The organism is Segatella maculosa DSM 19339 = JCM 15638, from assembly GCF_000382385.1.
In the GTDB taxonomy this organism is placed as follows: domain Bacteria; phylum Bacteroidota; class Bacteroidia; order Bacteroidales; family Bacteroidaceae; genus Prevotella; species Prevotella maculosa.
Map to the genome: position 1 here is coordinate 78,326 of NZ_KB908326.1, position 17,577 is coordinate 95,902.

The 17,577-nt window shown below is 47.4% G+C and carries 15 protein-coding genes and 1 tRNA gene; 15 read left to right on the plus strand and 1 reads right to left on the minus strand.

Features of this window, described 5'->3' with window-relative positions; all coding sequences use genetic code 11:
• Positions 1-289 precede the first annotated feature (289 nt).
• The 15 genes from H164_RS0108320 (at position 290) to H164_RS0108395 (ending at position 16,151) form a co-directional block, all read left to right on the plus strand.
• A complete protein-coding gene (locus H164_RS0108320; protein WP_019968187.1) occupies positions 290-892 on the plus strand; it encodes a DUF4254 domain-containing protein in 603 nt (200 codons plus the stop codon).
• Positions 893-969: 77 nt separating this feature from the next.
• Positions 970-2,007, plus strand: coding sequence for a glycosyltransferase family 9 protein (locus tag H164_RS0108325; RefSeq protein WP_026356297.1), 1,038 nt, complete (start codon positions 970-972; stop codon positions 2,005-2,007).
• A gap of 219 nt (positions 2,008-2,226) precedes the next feature.
• Complete coding sequence (locus H164_RS0108330; protein ID WP_008564325.1) at positions 2,227-2,463, plus strand: acyl carrier protein; 237 nt, start codon at positions 2,227-2,229, stop codon at positions 2,461-2,463.
• A 117-nt stretch (positions 2,464-2,580) separates the two neighbouring features.
• Complete coding sequence (gene fabF / locus H164_RS0108335; RefSeq protein WP_019968189.1) at positions 2,581-3,843, plus strand: beta-ketoacyl-ACP synthase II; 1,263 nt, start codon at positions 2,581-2,583, stop codon at positions 3,841-3,843.
• Entirely contained in the window at positions 3,833-4,912 is a 1,080-nt protein-coding gene (gene rnc / locus H164_RS0108340) for a ribonuclease III (RefSeq protein WP_019968190.1), read from the plus strand. Before fabF ends, rnc begins: the two co-directional genes overlap by 11 nt.
• Before the next feature lie 986 nt (positions 4,913-5,898).
• On the plus strand, positions 5,899-6,702 hold the full coding sequence (locus H164_RS0108350; protein ID WP_025830295.1) for a gluconate 5-dehydrogenase: 804 nt from the start codon (positions 5,899-5,901) through the stop codon (positions 6,700-6,702).
• Positions 6,703-7,156: 454 nt separating this feature from the next.
• Positions 7,157-8,413, plus strand: coding sequence for a methionine adenosyltransferase (metK, locus tag H164_RS0108355; protein ID WP_008564319.1), 1,257 nt, complete (start codon positions 7,157-7,159; stop codon positions 8,411-8,413).
• A gap of 59 nt (positions 8,414-8,472) precedes the next feature.
• Positions 8,473-9,492: a DUF4271 domain-containing protein gene (locus H164_RS0108360; RefSeq protein WP_019968193.1), complete on the plus strand. Its 1,020-nt coding sequence runs from the start codon at positions 8,473-8,475 to the stop codon at positions 9,490-9,492.
• Positions 9,493-9,498: 6 nt separating this feature from the next.
• A complete protein-coding gene (locus H164_RS0108365) occupies positions 9,499-10,245 on the plus strand; it encodes a uroporphyrinogen-III synthase (RefSeq protein ID WP_019968194.1) in 747 nt (248 codons plus the stop codon).
• An 18-nt stretch (positions 10,246-10,263) separates the two neighbouring features.
• Positions 10,264-10,665, plus strand: a complete 402-nt coding sequence (rnpA, locus tag H164_RS0108370) for a ribonuclease P protein component (protein ID WP_019968195.1) — start codon at positions 10,264-10,266, stop codon at positions 10,663-10,665.
• Entirely contained in the window at positions 10,662-10,913 is a 252-nt protein-coding gene (gene yidD / locus H164_RS0108375; RefSeq protein WP_019968196.1) for a membrane protein insertion efficiency factor YidD, read from the plus strand. Before rnpA ends, yidD begins: the two co-directional genes overlap by 4 nt.
• Before the next feature lie 88 nt (positions 10,914-11,001).
• Positions 11,002-12,303, plus strand: a complete 1,302-nt coding sequence (gene tyrS / locus H164_RS0108380) for a tyrosine--tRNA ligase (protein ID WP_019968197.1) — start codon at positions 11,002-11,004, stop codon at positions 12,301-12,303.
• A gap of 92 nt (positions 12,304-12,395) precedes the next feature.
• A complete protein-coding gene (locus H164_RS0108385; protein WP_019968198.1) occupies positions 12,396-13,094 on the plus strand; it encodes a DUF4919 domain-containing protein in 699 nt (232 codons plus the stop codon).
• Between the two features lie 73 nt (positions 13,095-13,167).
• Positions 13,168-13,238 (plus strand) — tRNA-Gln (locus H164_RS0108390).
• A 1,011-nt stretch (positions 13,239-14,249) separates the two neighbouring features.
• The gene (locus H164_RS0108395; RefSeq protein WP_019968200.1) at positions 14,250-16,151 is read left to right on the plus strand and encodes a heavy metal translocating P-type ATPase; all 1,902 of its coding nucleotides are present in this window, start codon (positions 14,250-14,252) and stop codon (positions 16,149-16,151) included.
• 138 nt (positions 16,152-16,289) lie between these two features.
• Here the strand turns inward: H164_RS0108395 and H164_RS0108400 are convergent, their stop codons facing one another.
• Positions 16,290-17,549, minus strand: coding sequence for an esterase (locus H164_RS0108400; RefSeq protein WP_025830293.1), 1,260 nt, complete (start codon positions 17,547-17,549; stop codon positions 16,290-16,292).
• Positions 17,550-17,577: the final 28 nt, after the last annotated feature.

A 17,577-nucleotide genomic window follows, 5' to 3' on the forward strand; every position in this document is an offset into this window, starting at 1 on the left:
TATAGCTTTTCCACTTAAACGACGGAATAGGTATGATTTGATAAGTTGATAAATATTTCAATGCTGAAAACGTGGAAAAGCAAAAGGAAACTGCTGTATAAGAGAGTTGATATCCACGAGATTTATGGGGTAGGGGGGAAGGTTGTGAATAACAATCAAGTTATAAACAAGATTATCTATGCTTTTTCAGCAGGCTTATCAACACTTATTGTGGATAAATATTTGTGATTATGAAAATAAATATATATTTTTGCAGTATTAACCTAAGTGTAAAATAGATAGTAATTATATGTCTTTCACACAACATTGCAACAAGATATTCAATCAAGCCATTGGTGATTATCACGTAAAAGACGACATCAATGCCCCTATTTGTAACCCTTTTAAAGAGGGAACCATTGAAAATCGCCTCTATCTGAAGTGTTGGATAGATACCGTTCAGTGGCATTTTGAAGACATAATCCGCGATCCCGGGATTGTTCCTGCAGAGGCTTTGACTCTCAAAAGACGCATCGATAAGAGCAATCAAGACCGAACTGACTTGGTAGAACAGATTGATTCGTATTTCAGAGACTTATATAAAGAGGTGAAAGTTCAGCCAAATGCACGCATCAATACGGAGAGTCCGGCTTGGGCAGTGGACCGTTTGAGCATTCTTGCCTTGAAGATTTATCACATGAAAGAGCAGGCTGATCGTACTGATGCCACAGCCGAACACATTGAAAAGTGCAAGGCTAAGCTGGCTGTTCTCATGGAGCAGCAGGTTGATTTAAGTACGGCCATCGACCAACTGCTTGAGGATATTGCGGCAGGCAGGAAATATATGAAGGTATATCGACAGATGAAGATGTATAACGATGCCGATACGAACCCTGTGTTATATAAGAAATAGGAGGTAGAAACATAGCCGAAACATTGATATGTTAATCCAATCACCCTGCAACATGTAGGAAGTAGGGGTCTGATACGATGAAACATCTTCTCATTATCCGCTTTTCTGCCATGGGCGATGTAGCCATGATGCTTCCCGTTGTGGCTTCGTTGGCACGCCAATATCCCGATCTTCGTGTTACAGTGTTGAGCAAACCGTTTGCTCGTCCATTCTTTGAAGGACTCGATAACGTTCGTTTCATGGCTGCCGACATTAAAAACGAATATCAAGGTTTTAATGGTTTGAATGCACTTTATCGCAGATTGTTGGCAAAAAACTTCACCGATATAGCCGATTTTCATGATGTGTTGCGCACGAAATACCTGCGGTTGCGTTTCTTCCTCGGTGGTTTTCGCGTGGCACATATAGATAAACACCGCAAAGGAAAGCGACTGTTGTGTCGGAAAAAGGATAAAGTAAAAGTACAGCAGCCCACATCTTTTGAAAACTATGCAGCAGTATTGGCCCGTTTGGGCTATCCCGTAAAGTTGGATTTTCAGTCGGTTTTCCCTACCGAAGGGGGAAATCTGCGTCGGCTTCCGACTGTAATAGGCGAGAAAAAGGAGTTCCAGCGGTGGATAGGTATTGCCCCGTTTGCTGCCCATAAGGGTAAGATTTATCCCTTGGAAAAGATGGAAAAGGTTGTTGAAAAGTTCATTCAGCTTTACCCTTCCTGTCGTATTTTCCTTTTTGGTGGTGGCGGGAAAGAGCGAGAAGTGCTTGATGCGTGGGCCAAGAATTATGCCAATTGCATGAATGCTTCGGCACTTTTGAACGGAATAGGCGACGAATTGATACTCATGAGCCATTTAGATGTGATGTTAAGCATGGATAGTGGCAACATGCACTTGGCCTCGTTGGTAGGTACAAGAGTGGTAAGTGTCTGGGGAGCCACGCATCCTTTCGCCGGCTTCATGGGCTGGAACCAACGCAAAACAGATGCCGTTCAGTTGGATATGCCCTGCCGTCCCTGTTCCGTTTATGGCAATAAGCCTTGTTTCCGAGGCGATTATGCTTGCATGAACGATATCGATTACGAACAAATTGTGGCACATGTGCAACGTATTTTCAATTAAAAAGACATCTATTATTGGCGACATGCATTGGAAAATCATGGCTGTTATAACGGAATAAAAATGGAAAAAACGCGTGATTTATTGCACAATGTGGGGGTATTTGTGCAAGGTAAGGTGCTTTTTTGTATAAAATATTTGCGGAATTGAAAATAAATTTGTTCCTTTGCACGCAGTTTTTCATTAAGAAATTAATTTATAATCATTTTAAAATTAACTATTATGGCAGAAATTGAAAGCAAGGTTAAAGCTATTATCGTAGACAAACTCGGTGTTGACGAGGCTGAAGTTAAGCCCGAAGCAAGCTTCACAAACGATCTTGGTGCAGACTCTTTGGATACCGTAGAGCTGATTATGGAGTTCGAAAAAGAGTTTGGTATCTCTATTCCTGACGACAAAGCAGAGACCATTCAGACTGTAGGTGATGCTATTAAGTACATCGAAGAGAACGCAAAGTAATAGCATAGCTTAGATTATTTTGCAAATCATAAGATTAGGGATTAGTGATTAAGGATTGGGTTACAACCTGTTGTGCCCGGTCACTAATCCCTAATCCCTAATCAATTTTTTATATATATGGAATTAAAAAGAGTAGTAGTAACAGGTTTGGGAGCTGTTACACCGGTTGGTAACACGCCAGAAGAGACTTGGAAAAACCTGCTTGAAGGCAAGAGTGGAGCTGCACCAATCACCCATTTCGATACAACATTGTTCAAAACCAAGTTTGCCTGCGAGGTAAAAGACTTGAATTTGAATGACTATATCGACCGTAAAGAGGCCCGAAAGATGGACCGTTATTGCCAATTGGCAATGGTAAGTGCCGCTCAAGGCATCAAAGATGCCGGTCTCGATTTGGAGAAAGAAGACCTGAACCGTATCGGTGTGGTCTACGGAGTGGGCATCGGTGGCATTCAAACTTTCCAAGATGAGGTGACATATTACGGACAACACGTTACTGATGGACCTAAATTCAATCCCTTTTTCATACCGAAAATGATTGCAGATATAGCTGCTGGGCAGATAAGTATACAGTATGGGTTCCACGGTCCCAACTATACTACGACCAGTGCTTGCGCATCTTCGAGCAATGCTTTAGCTGATGCGTTCAACCTTATCCGCTTGGGAAAGGCCGATATTATTGTAAGTGGCGGTGCAGAAGCAGCCATCTGCGAATGCGGAGTGGGCGGTTTTAATGCCATGCATGCCCTATCTACGCGCAATGAAGACCCCGAACATGCGAGCCGTCCCTTTAGTGCAAGCCGCGATGGTTTCGTGATGGGAGAGGGAGCGGGCTGTTTAATACTCGAAGAAATGGACCATGCAAAGGCACGAGGTGCAAGGATTTACGCCGAAATGGTAGGCGAAGGAGCAAGTGCCGACGCCCATCATATCACCGCTTCTCACCCGGAAGGCCTCGGTGCAAAGCTTGTTATGATGAACGCACTCAAGGATGCTGGCTTGCAACCTGAGGACATTGACTACATCAACGTGCATGGAACGTCTACTCCAGTGGGTGATATTTCAGAGGCAAAAGCCATAAAAGACGTCTTTGGAGCCCATGCCTATGAACTCAATATCAGCTCAACAAAGAGCATGACCGGCCACCTTTTGGGTGCTGCAGGAGCTGTTGAAGCGATGGTTTGTGTGCTGAGTGTGAAGCATAATATAGTGCCTCCGACCATCAATCACGCAGAAGGTGACGACGATGAACAACTGGATTACAAATTAAACTTCACTTTCAACAAGGCTCAAAAGCGTGAAGTGCGTGCGGCATTGAGCAACACTTTCGGCTTTGGAGGACATAACTGCTGCGTTGTTTTCAAGAAATATGCTGAATAATATCATTGATAGAATAAAGCTTCCTTTCCGAAAAGAGAAGGAGCTTTATTCGTCTTTACGTTCCATTCTCGGCTTTTTTCCACACGATATCAGCTACTATAAGTTGGCATTAATGCATAAAAGTGTGATGCGACGCAATGCAAAAGGGAAGCCAGTTAACAACGAACGACTTGAGTTTTTGGGTGATGCTATCCTTGATGCCATTGTAGGTGACATCGTTTACCAGCACTTTCCGGGTAAGAGAGAGGGCTTTCTTACCAACACACGCTCCAAACTTGTGCAGCGAGAAACGCTGAATAAGCTGGCCAAAGAGCTTGGAATTAGCCGATTAATCCTTAGCAATGGGCGTAGCTCTTCACATAATAATTACATAGGAGGCAATGCTTTTGAGGCACTTGTTGGGGCCATTTATCTCGACAAGGGCTATGATGCTTGCATGCGTTTTATGAAGAACCGAATCCTTGCACAGATGATCAACATCGACAAAGTGGCCTATAAAGAGGTGAATTTCAAGAGCAAACTCATCGAATGGAGTCAGAAAAACCGCGTCCGTCTCGACTTTAATATCCTTGAACAAGGCAAAGACAAGAACGGAAGTCCGATGTTCAACTATCGTGTTGTCATTGAAGGTGTAGACGGATGTAGCGGTGTTGGCTACAGTAAAAAGGAGAGCCAGCAACTCGCCAGCAAGCTTACTTTAGAGCGATTGCGCAAAGAACCGAAGTTTATCGACGCCGTATTCGCTGCCAAAGCCGACCGTACAAAGATGGAAGAAGAGCCGGTTGAGAACGTGCCGAGCACGGATGAGGCCGACAATTTCATCATTCCTCAAAGCAAAGATGACAAACTTCCGGAGGAAAAACACGAAAACGTGTTCCGTGAAACCGTTTATGAGGACAGGCCAAGTCGCAACCGTCGTCGTTCACCCATGTATAAAACCGAGAAAGAATCGGCAGAACAAAAACCCGAAAAGGATAAAGACGAGTTCGATTTGAGCGATATCAGTGCGCGAAAGCAGAGCGATGAAGAAATCATTGCTGCTGCCGAAGCTGCCGCTTTCAAAGAATAAGCATATTCAAACGGGCTGTTTTATTCCGTTTCCGAATGAAATAAAATAGCGATACCAATAGAAGAAGCCATAAAATATAGCCGTATTTTATGGCTTTTTCTATTTTTTTTTGTGAAGAAAATGAAGGTAAAATAAGGTGTAAATCAGTTTATTTTCCCATTAAAATGGGGTGGGGTGGAAATCAAAAATGAGTATATGGAACCATAATCTTGATTTTATGATTTTCTTTTACAAACGCTTTCGCATAACTTGCGTATTTGAAATGGAAGCACAGATGATAGGAATAGAAACCGTATTTTACGCTTTTATAAACCATTAAAAATCAAATGATTAAATAAAACAATGCAATCTGCGAGGCAAAACTCGCTGTTTTGCAGATCGATTGTATGGACTTTGCAAGCTGAAATCACTCGTTTTGTGTAGTTATTTCAATCATTTTCCTGCATAACATGCCATGATAGGCATGTAGGGACGCACGGCTCGTGCGTCCGTTCCATCAATATTGAAAGGTATATCCACGTGGTTTAATGAGCGGACGCACGGCCCGTGCGTCCCTACATGCATACGAGCATTTAACTTGCTCACCCGTTTACTTGTCTATTGTTAACTGAAGCGGGGAGCAGACGCACGGGCCGTGCGTCCCTACATGCATCATATTGAAAACCAATATCAGCCATATTATCGCACAATGTCAGCCATATTGCGCGGTAAAGTGGGTGATATTGCGCGACGATATGGCTGATATTGTCAACTGCGATGAGGAAAACGGAAAAGTAAAACGATGGAAAATGGCTTGTAAAAAACGGAAGATAGAGTCCGGAGGTCGATTATCCTTACTTTTTATTTCTATTTCATGGTACTCCGAAGTGTTAAAATTAGCGTACATTTTTTTACAAAACAAATTTCCATTCATTTATGGCAGGATTTTAAAATAAATGATATATATTTGCAGAAATATTACGAATAACTCGAAACAAAAACAAATCATGGACACATTTTCAAAAAAATTCTCTTTAGAAGGTAAGGTAGCTTTGGTCACAGGTGGTGCTTATGGCATCGGATTTGCCATTGCTGAGGCCTACGCAAAGGCTGGGGCTAAGGTGGCATTCAACTGTCGTAGTGAGCAACATCTTGCGCAAGCGTTGGCCGACTACAAGGCCAAAGGCATCGATGCCCGCGGATATATTGCCGATGTCACCGACGAATCGCAGGTTAAAACGCTCGTCAATACGATTGAAAAGGAGCTCGGAACGATTGATATTCTCGTCAACAACGCCGGAATCATCAAGCGTATTCCGATGGAAGAGATGAGTGTGGAGGACTTCAGACAGGTGATTGACATCGACCTCAACGCTCCTTTTATCGTCTCAAAAGCCGTCATTCCGGGTATGAAACGAAAGGGACACGGAAAGATTATCAACATTTGTTCGATGATGAGTGAGCTGGGTCGTGAGACAGTCAGCGCGTATGCGGCAGCCAAAGGCGGCCTGAAAATGCTCACACGCAATATATGTTCGGAGTTCGGCGAGCACAATATACAGTGCAACGGCATTGGTCCGGGCTACATAGCTACGCCACAAACCGCTCCACTTCGCGAGAAACAACCCGACGGAAGCCGCCATCCTTTCGACCGATTCATCATCAGTAAGACCCCGGCTGCACGTTGGGGAACGCCTGAAGACCTGATGGGACCGGCCGTTTTCTTGGCTTCTGACGCCAGCGACTTTGTGAATGGTCACATTCTCTATGTGGACGGCGGCATCTTGGCCTACATCGGCAAGCAACCGTAAGGCCACGAGGAGCAAGGAGTGCCGAAATCAGGCCATAATCAGGCCAATGTGATAAATCGTTTGACCGCATGTAGGGACGCACGGCTCGTGCGTCCACTCAAACAATCATACATATACACCTGCAATTCACCCTAAACGGACGCACGAACCGTGCGTCCCTACATCTCCTTCTCGGCCCTATTGCGATGCAATAGGGCCGAGATGATTATGAAGGAAAGGGAGCGGGAGGAACAGTTACATGCAAACGGGAACCGAAATTAAGCTATTAACTTTCGTATTATTATTTTGCAATATGGAAAATAGTTTGTAACTTTGCGGCAAGTTAATAGATTATGTATAACAATTGTGGAAAAATTTGGCTGCTTGCAACCACATAAAAAAATGCTAAAACTGCAAAATCCTCTCTGATTTTACGGTTACTTGGTGTTGTTCCACGCTAAAAAGTAATAGAAAAATGAGTTATTTATTCTCTTCAGAGTCAGTGTCCGAGGGACATCCTGACAAGGTTTCCGACCAAATTTCGGACGCATTGCTCGACCAGTTTCTGGCTTATGACGCGCAATCTCACTGCGCCATCGAGACGTTTTGCACCACGGGACAAGTGGTTATCATGGGCGAAGTGCGCTCAAAAGAGTATATCGACTTGCAAACCATCGCCCGAAACACCATCAAAAAGATTGGTTATACCAAGGCAGAGTATCAGTTTGACGGCAATTCATGTGGCATTTTGACGGCCATTCATGAGCAGAGCGATGACATTAATCGTGGTGTGAGCCGACAAAATGAAGACGAACAAGGAGCAGGAGACCAAGGAATGATGTTTGGTTATGCCACTATCGAGACCGAGGACTACATGCCTGTGTCGCTTTATCTGTCACATTTGCTGATGCGTACGCTGGCCGAAATCCGTCACGAGGGCAAATTGATGCCTTATCTACGCCCCGACGCCAAGAGTCAAGTGACGATTGAATATAACGACGCTGGTATTCCGCAACGAATCGACACGATTGTCGTGAGTACACAGCATGATGCGTTCCTCAATGACGATGAAGCTATGCTCAATAAAATCAAAGAAGACGTCATCAACATTCTTATTCCGCGCGTGAAAAGCCGTTTAGGCGAGAAAGTATTAGCCTTGTTCAATGACAATATCAAGTATCTCGTCAACCCGACGGGCAAGTTTGTCATCGGAGGTCCGCATGGTGACACCGGACTTACAGGCCGTAAGATTATAGTTGACACATATGGCGGCAAAGGAGCACACGGTGGAGGAGCCTTTTCAGGTAAAGATCCGTCGAAGGTTGACCGCTCTGCGGCCTATGCTGCACGCTATATCGCCAAGAATATGGTAGCGGCAGGCGTCGCAGACGAGATGCTTGTGCAGTTGGCTTACGCTATTGGCGTGGCTAAACCGGTCAGTGTGTATGTCGATACCTATGGTCGGAGCAACGTAAAGATGAGCGATGGCGAGATTGCAAGGCAAATTGAACGACTGTTCGACCTCCGTCCGCACGCTATTGAGCGTATGTTGAAGCTGAGACAGCCGATGTATTTGGAAACGGCAGCCTATGGACACATGGGAAGACGTAATGAAGTGGTGAAAAAGACCTTTACCAGCAGGTATCATGAGCCGAAAACCATCGACGTGGAGCTGTTCACGTGGGAGAAACTCGACCGTGTGGCCGACATTAAACAGGCATTTAATCTGTAAATTCATGTACCGAAAGAGACGGAAAGCACGTGTTTCCGTCCCTTTTTCATCATAATAGAATGATACAACAAGGAGATTCCATCGCACAAGCAGCACTGTCGGAAGGTGTTCCCGAGGCCGAAGCACTCGTACATCGGCAACCTACGCCGGCCGAAGTGCTGAGTTGGCTGCCCAAGAACGCCACGCCGGCCCAACAAGATTCGGCCATTCAGGCCCATATCAAGCCGAGCGAGATTCATTGGAGCAGCCGTCCCGACACGCTACATCTGCCGGGTCAGCCCGTAGGGAAGAGCTGGCGGGACGTGAGTCTCCCGAAATACTACAAAGAATCATTCTTTTCGCGTTCTCCTTTGTTCCATCCTGAGCTACCGGGTGGGCGAATGGGCGTTGCAGGAGACCCCATTCCGTATTCCGTTGCAGCGGACAATGTGATAACGGGGCTTCTTTTGGCTTGCTTTGTCATTGGTATAGTGGCCTTCAGAAAGTCGCGTGGCTTCATCGGACGGCAGGCAAAGCACTTCTTCTACGTGCAACACGGCGAGACAACGGCCGTTACTGAGACGGCAAGCGAGCTTCGTTTCCAGTTTTTCTTGATGCTTCAGACGTGTCTTCAGCTAGCGTTGCTGTTCTTTTTTCACACACGTGCCACCCTTAGCGACACGTTTATTGTCGATCAATACCAAGTAATCGGGTGGTTTTCTGGTGCGTTTCTGATTTATTTCCTATTGAAGATAGTGATTTACACGGTGACCAATCTGACCTTTTTCGACCGTAAGCGGAACGAACAATGGCTCAAGTCGATTCTCTTTATCGTGTCGATAGAGGGCTTGTTGCTATTCCCTGCGAGCACATTGGTGGCCTATTTCGGTCTCCAAGTAGACCATGCTATGGTTTATACCTTTGTGGTTATCGTCCTACTTAAAATCATGTTGTTCTGCAAGAGCTATCTTATCTTTTTCAAACAAAACGGAAGTTATGTGCAGAATATTTTGTACTTTTGCACCCTTGAAGTCATGCCTGTGCTCGCTTTATGGGGAACCTTGGCAACAATTAACGCATATTTGAAAATCAATTTTTAGGATATAATGATAAAGAAGATTTTGATTTCTCAACCAAAACCAGCCAGTGACAAGTCACCTTACTATGACATTGCGCGGGAATATGGCACGGAAATGGTGTTCAGACCATTCTTTAAGGTTGAAGGAATCTCCTCTAAAGAATTCAGACAGCAGAAGATTAGCCTGCTTGATCACACGGCAGTGGTGTTCACTTCGCGTCATGCTATCGACAATTATTTCAAATTAGCCAAGGAATTACGCATCACTATACCCGAAGATATGAAGTATTTCTGCCTCATAGAGACTGTTGCTCTCTACATACAGAAGTATGTTCAGTATCGCAAACGCAAGGTCTTTTTCGGCACAAATGGTAAGATTGACGGGCTGATACCCCTGATGTTGAAGCACAAGAACGAGAAATATCTCGTGCCATTGAGCAGTGTTCACAACGATGACATCAAGAACATGCTCGACAATAAGAAGCTGAAACACAGCGAATGTGTGATGTATAGCACGGTAAGTAATGACTTCTCGGCCGCAGAAAAGGCCGCTTTCGACTACGATATGATGGTGTTCTTCAGCCCGACGGGCGTTAAAGCACTCAAAAAGAACTTCCCTGATTTCGAACAAGGCGACATCAAGATTGCTGCATTCGGGCCTGCGACGGCCAAAGAGGTGGAAGCGCAAGGCTTGCACATCGACCTTGTGGCGCCAAGTAAGGAATATCCCTCGATGACGGCGGCCTTGAAGGCTTATTTGGAAGCGCAAGAATAAAAGCCTAACAGGTGGGATATGGTCACGATTCACTCGGAAAGACTGCCCAAAGAGGAGCGCGTCAGTAGCAAAAAGACCATTGACAAGCTCTTTAATGGTGGAAAAAGCCACTCCATGTCAGCCTTTCCGTTACGCGTGGTCTATATGCTAATGACGGAAGATGGCCCACAACGGCTTCCCAAGACGCAATTACTGGTCAGTGTGCCTAAGAAATGCTTCAAACAAGCCGTTAAACGCAATCGCGTAAAGCGTCAGATAAGGGAGGCATATCGCCGAAATCGCCGGTTCGTGGCCGACAAAATGGAAGACGGAAAAAGCATGGTAATGGCCTTCATCTGGCTTGATGACAAGCTCCAATCGTCGGAAATCGTCACCCGAAAGGTTGTCAATCTGTTACAACGCATAGGTGAAAAGCTATGAACATAGCTAAAATGATATGGCAAGGTGCAATGAAACTCCTCGTATGGATGTTGCTGTTGCCCGTTTGGTTCTACCAACATGTTATCTCACCCCTCACACCTCCGTCGTGCAGGTTCACGCCAACGTGCTCCGAATACGCCCGACAAGCACTGCTGAAGCACGGCCCTTTCAAGGGATTGGCATTGGCCGTGTGGCGCATTCTGAGGTGCAATCCATGGGGCGGAAGCGGTTATGACCCCGTGCCATAAGCACTGTGAGCGGCCCCCGACACGCATATAAATAAACAATGTGGGAGGGATTGGAAAGCAACTTCCCGCGTTTTTAATTGGAAAAAACATGATAAAGAATTTCGTTGAAGAGCTGAAATGGCGTGGTATGCTGGCACAAATCATGCCGGGAACGGAAGAGTATCTGCAAAGCCACATGGTTTCGGCTTACTTGGGTACCGACCCAACGGCCGATTCCCTGCACATCGGCCACCTTTGCGGCATCATGATGCTGCGCCATTTGCAGCGTTGCGGACACAAACCTTACCTGCTTGTGGGTGGTGCAACAGGCATGATAGGCGACCCTTCGGGTAAAAGTCAGGAGCGAAACCTGCTGGATTCCGATACATTATACCACAATCAAGAGGCCATCAAGAGGCAGGTTGCAAAGTTTCTTGACTTCGATGGCAGCGAATCCAACAAGGCCGAGCTGGTCAATAACTACGATTGGATGAAGGAGTTCACCTTTCTTGACTTTGCAAGAGAGGTGGGCAAGCACATCACCGTCAACTACATGATGGCCAAAGACAGCGTACAAAAGCGCTTGAACGGCGAGGCTCACGACGGACTTTCGTTCACCGAGTTCACTTATCAGCTGCTTCAGGGCTACGATTTCCTTTATCTCTATCAGCATCATGGCGTGCGTTTGCAGCTCGGAGGCAATGACCAATGGGGCAATATGACCACGGGAACCGAACTGATTCGCCGCACTTTGAGCAATGAAGCCGAGGCTTTCTGTCTCACCTGTCCGTTGATTACGAAGGCAGATGGGCGGAAATTCGGCAAAACGGAGAGTGGAAACGTGTGGCTCGACCGCAATCGAACGACGCCATATGCCTTCTATCAGTTCTGGCTCAACGTCAGTGACGACGATGCCCAACGCTATATCAAGATCTTTACCGACCTTGATAAGGAGACCATTGAGGCGCTTGTGGCCGATCATCTGCAGGACCCGGGCCGCCGAACACTCCAAAAACGACTCGCAGAAGAGGTCACAACGATGGTTCATTCAAAGGAAGACCTCGACATGGCCATTGCCGCCAGCAACATACTCTTTGGGAAAGCCACCAAAGAAAGCTTGGAACGGCTCGACGAAGTAACGCTCAACGATGTCTTCAACGACGTACCTCACTACACCATTGACCACTCCTTGCTGGGTTCACCGGCTGTAGACGTGTTCAATCAGGAGGGAATGGACATCTTCCCCAGCAAGAGTGAGATGCGAAAACTGGTCAAAGGGGGTGGCGTGAGCCTCAATAAAGAGAAGCTCGATGCCTTCGATCGCCCCGTAACGGCTGCCGACCTCATCGACGAAAAATATCTCCTTGTGCAGCGAGGTAAGAAGAATTACTATCTTATCACGGTCAAATAAGATTTCATTTGTATGACGATAAAAAAGTCTGCAGGGCACATTACCTTGCAGATTTTTTTATATCTTTGTCCCATAAACCTGAATTTCACGACATGAAACGGCCATTTATCACTTCGTTGTTCCTCATTCTCGCCCTCACAAGCATGGCGCAGGCGTCCAAAAACTATATCACGCCCGACTGGAAACATATCGAACAGCTTTGCACTTCGCGTCCCGACAGCATACGATTGCTGGTAGAAAGGGTCGCAACCCCAACGCCCGAGCAGCCCCCGACCATGGCGGAATGCGTGCTGGCCTACTGCGGTCAGAGCTATATCAGCCTTGGAAAGGAAACCGTCAACGAGCAGGAAATGAACAAAGCCCTGCAGAATAAAGAAACAGCCAAAGCCATTCAGCTGGCTGATAAAGTGCTTGCTGTGAATCCGCTCAACCTCTCTGCCCTGCTTGTCAAAGCCCAATTGTGCCGCGATGGCTGGCCTTTTGCAACAGATACGCCTGTTCCCAAGAACACAGGTTACGGCGCTTTGCTCGTTTTCCAGCGGCTTCTTGAGGCTATTGCCGCCACGGGTGACGGCTCACATGCGCATCCTTTCGTGGTCACATCAGTGCCCGATGAATATCATTTACTGCGCGAATACCTTGGAATACAACGTGTCAAGGGGCAAGCATTGGTGGGACATTGCGACATTCTCACGCTTGGTGGGGTGAGCGAACGCTATGATAAGTCCACCATTCACTTCGATATCACGCGCGAGATGGAGCTTCTGACGTTGCTTTTCAAGGGAAAGTAACGGGCAAGGAGCCGCAAAAAGTCGGCCGAAAATTTGGTGATAGGCAAAAAAACCACTACCTTTGCGCGCAGATTGTCCTATGGTGTAATGGTAGCACTACAGTTTTTGGTTCTGTCAGTGGTGGTTCGAGTCCGCCTGGGACAACAAAAAGCGTCGGAAGATTGAGTTTTCAATCGTCCGACGCTTTTCGTTTTCCCCCGCTGTTTGGCCTATATTGATGGCCCATTCAAGCATTCATGAGGAGGAATTGACGTTTGATGTTGGCCCACTTGATAAATGATGAGGACAAACAAGAAGGAGGTAAGAGATAAACCGCATCGTGGCTTCGTTGTTTATGCAGCAAATGTGCTACTTGCTTCCCTGCCATCATATACCGATTTGCCTTGAATGGCAAACAAATATGTATGGTTAATGGAGCGGACGCACGCTCCGTACGTCCCTACATACGTTCAGGCTGATAATCAATGGCTTACACCTTGTGTTTCAATCTCAGCCATATCGCGTGGTAAAATGGCTGAGATTGCGCGGTAAAATGACCCATATTAGCGTGCAAAATGGCTGAGATTGAAACGCAACATAGTTGACAGTGGACGAGTAAACAAATTGGCAAGTTGATTGTTCCGCGCAGAACGGACGCACGAGCCGTGCATCTCTACATACCCACATTGCCCATATTGATGTGTAAAATGATGGATAGGGCGAGCTGCTCGAATGCATGTAGGGACGCACGGCTCGTGCGTCCGCCCACGTTTTAGTTAACAGTGAACGAGTAAACAAATTGACAAGTTGATTGTTCCGCGCCAAACGGACGCACGAACCGTGCGTCCCTACATACCCACCTTGTCCATATTGATGTGTAAAATGATGGATAGGGCGAGCTGCTCGAATGCATGTAGGGACGCACGGCTCGTGCGTCCGCCCATGTTTTAGTTGATAATGAACGAGTAAACAAATTGGCGAGTTGATTGTTCCGCGCAGAACGGACGCACGGGCCGTGTATCTCTGCATGTTCCTCTCAACCATTTTGCGCATTTCCATCTTTGGAACATAATGCTTATTCCTTTTCTTTCGATTGCAAAGTGGCCCGTTCTCCTTTGCAACTCGGTTGCGAAAAAAAACTTATACCTTTGCCTTTAGAAATCAAAATAAAGAAATATGGCACACGAAGCACATAGCCATGAACATGGCGGAGGCGAAATGAACTGGAAACTTATCGTCGTTTCGGCAGTATTCTTAGTGATAGGACTGCTTCTTGACAATGTTGAGACGTTCGGGTTCATTAATCCTTACCTCGTTCTCCTTATCTATATAGTGGCCTTTATGCCTGTGGGACTGCCCGTGATGCGCGAAGCTTGGGAGCAAATCGAGCACGAACGCGACTTCTTCAGCGAGTTTATGCTCATGTCGGTGGCTGCCATTGGCGCCTTTTTCTTGGGAGAATACCCCGAAGCCGTAGCCGTTATGTTGCTCTATTGCGTGGGCGAAGGCCTGCAAGACAGGGCGGTCGACCGTGCACGCGACAGTATCAAGCGGCTCATAGCCTTTCGTCCTGACTTCGCAAGGCTGGCAGATGGGCGCGAAGAACGGCCTGAAGCGGTGGCCATTGGCAGCGTTATCGAAGTGCGACCCGGTGAGCGTGTGCCCCTCGACGGCCGCCTTTTAGATGCTCCGGCCGCCTTTAATACGGCCGCTTTGACGGGCGAATCGGTGCCCCGAATGATAGAAACGGGTCACGAAGTTATGGCAGGAATGATTGCAACCGACAGCATTGTGCGACTCGAAGTGGTGCGCGAAGCAAGCGAAAGTGCCATCAGTCGCATTCTGAAAATGGTGGAAGAGGCGGCCGAGCGCAAGTCATCTACCGAGGCATTTATCCACCGTTTCGCCCATGTCTACACGCCTGTGGTGATAACCTTGGCCGTGTTAGTGGTCGTTGTGCCGTGGTTGGCCTCGCTGTTTTCGGCAACAGACTATGCGTTTTCCATGTGGTTGCAGCGCGCTTTGGTCTTTTTGGTCATCAGTTGTCCGTGTGCTTTGGTCATCAGTGTGCCCTTGGGCTACTTCGGGGGCATTGGTGTTGCAAGCCGAAAAGGCATTCTTTTCAAAGGAAGTAATGGGCTTGATGCCGTCACAATGCTTGATACGGTGGTGTTCGACAAGACAGGTACGCTCACAACGGGGGCGTTTCGGGTGGAGCAAACCGTGGGTCTTTCGCCCGAAGACTTGGCTTTTGTGGCCGCCGTTGAGGCCAAAAGCAGTCACCCGATAGCCCGTGCTGTCGTCGAATTCATGCAGGGAAAGCCGCTTGCAACAGTCGATTCGGCCCATATAGTGAACGTTCCCGGCTACGGAATGACCTGCGGAACGTGGGCCATTGGGACGCTTCGGCTGATGAAAAAACAGGGAATTGCCTACGATGAGGCCTTGAATGAGGTGGCAGAAACAATCGTTGCCGTGGCCCATGACGGCCGTTTCGTGGGCTATATTCTGCTGGCCGACACGCCGAAAGCGGGCATTTTTACGCTCCCTCAACGCCTGAAAGCCCAGGGAATCAAGTTGATGCAGGTGCTTAGTGGCGACAAACAGGCCCTCATCGACAAGCTGATAGCGGGCTTTCATGGGCATGGTTTCGTGAAAGGTTATGGAGATTTGCTTCCCGAAGACAAGGTTTCGCATCTTGAAGCATTGAAGAAAGAGGGAAAACGGGTTGCTTTCGTGGGCGACGGCATCAATGATGCGCCTGTATTGGCCTTGAGTGACGTGGGTTTTGCCATGGGAAACATGGGCGCAGACATGGCAGTTGAGACCGCAGATGTCATCATTCAGACCGACGAACCGGCTAAGGTTGTCGAGGCAATTGCCATTGGTAGGCGCACACGTCGCATCGTTTTGCAGAACATTGTCTTTGCCATTGGCGTGAAAGTGTTGGTGATGGTGCTCGGAGTCTTAGGCGTGGCGACCCTTTGGGAGGCTGTCTTTGCCGACAGCGGTGTGGCTTTATTGGCGGTGATGAACAGCATAAGGCCGCTCCATCGGCCCCGATTTGAAGAGAAATAGCACCGCTTCCCAGCCCTATACCCAAGGAGAGGGAAGCAGAACGCTTTGAAAACAGAACATGAGAATGTTATGATTGGACAATAAACCGGCCCCCTTTGCCTTGGAAGGGCAGCCGGGTTAGAAACTTTTCTTCTCCTTTTAGCGAGACGAGGTGGGCGAGGCTTTGAACAGCTTCTGCACAAACGCCGTCAGATAGATGCGCCAGTTGCGCCAGATATGGCCGCCGTCGGTCTCCACATACTCGTATTTATAGTGGTTATTGTCAAGGAACCGGCGCAGGTCGGCATTGGATTTGTAAAGGAAATCGGTGTTTCCAATGGCAATCCAATACAGCTTTGGATTGCTGTTGAAGAGCGTTTTCATCTGTTGTTGGAACGCTTTGTCGGCCTTCATCTCGTCATATAGCGACGGATCTTTCAGGTTTATGGGTTTTGAAAGATGCAATCCTGCGGAGAAAAGTCCGTAATAATCGAAGGTCAAAGGATATAACCGAGCGATGCCAAATGTGTGACCTCCGCCCATAGAAAGGCCGCAAACGGCACGTCCCTCACGGCTTTTGACGGTCTTATAGTGGCTGTCTACGTAGTTAACAATGTCCATAAAGCTCTCTTCTATGGTCGCTTTGGGCGTTTTCGGACTGATACTGGCCATGAAAGTAGGCTTATACATGCCCTTCGACCACTCTCCCGGGGCCGCTTGACAGTCGGGATTACCGTTCGGCATCACCACGATCATCGGCTTGGCTTTGCTTGTTGCAATCAGATTGTCCATGATTTGGGACGCACGTCCAAGCTCGCTCCACGCGTTTTCGTCGCCTCCTGCACCGTGAAGGAGGTAGAGTACGGGGTAAGCCTTATCCTTATCGTAGCCCGCCGGCGTGTAAATTGTCATGCGACGTTGCATTTTTAGCGTCGGACTTTCATACCAAACCTTGGCCAAATTGCCGTGAGGAACCTCGTTGACGCTGTAAAGATAGCCCTTATCTCCCTTTGTTTTAGTGATTATAAAAATGTTGCTGTAGGTGCTGATGTCGCGGTTCATGTAGATGTTTGCAGGGTCGTTGATGTTCAATCCGTCCACGTTGAACGCGTAAGAATAGAGTTCCGGCGAGAGCACGGCAGTCGTATAGCTCCACATGCCCTGTGCGTTTTTCGTGAGTTGTGCACTTCCCGGTACGTCAATTTCGCCTTTCGGGGTTTTCATTTTCACTGTCGGCAGGAAGTCTCCGCTCACACTTACCTGCCTTACCTGCGGGGCATAGAGGTTGAAAGTGACCGTTCCGTCGGCGTTCTTCACGGGCGATTGCACGCTGCTCCCATTGAAAAGCTTCTCTTGTGCCATGCCGCTTGCCCCGGTGAGTAGGGCAAATACGGCGCAAAATATCAGTTTCTTGTTCATGGCGCCTATTGTTTTAAATTGTTTTTCC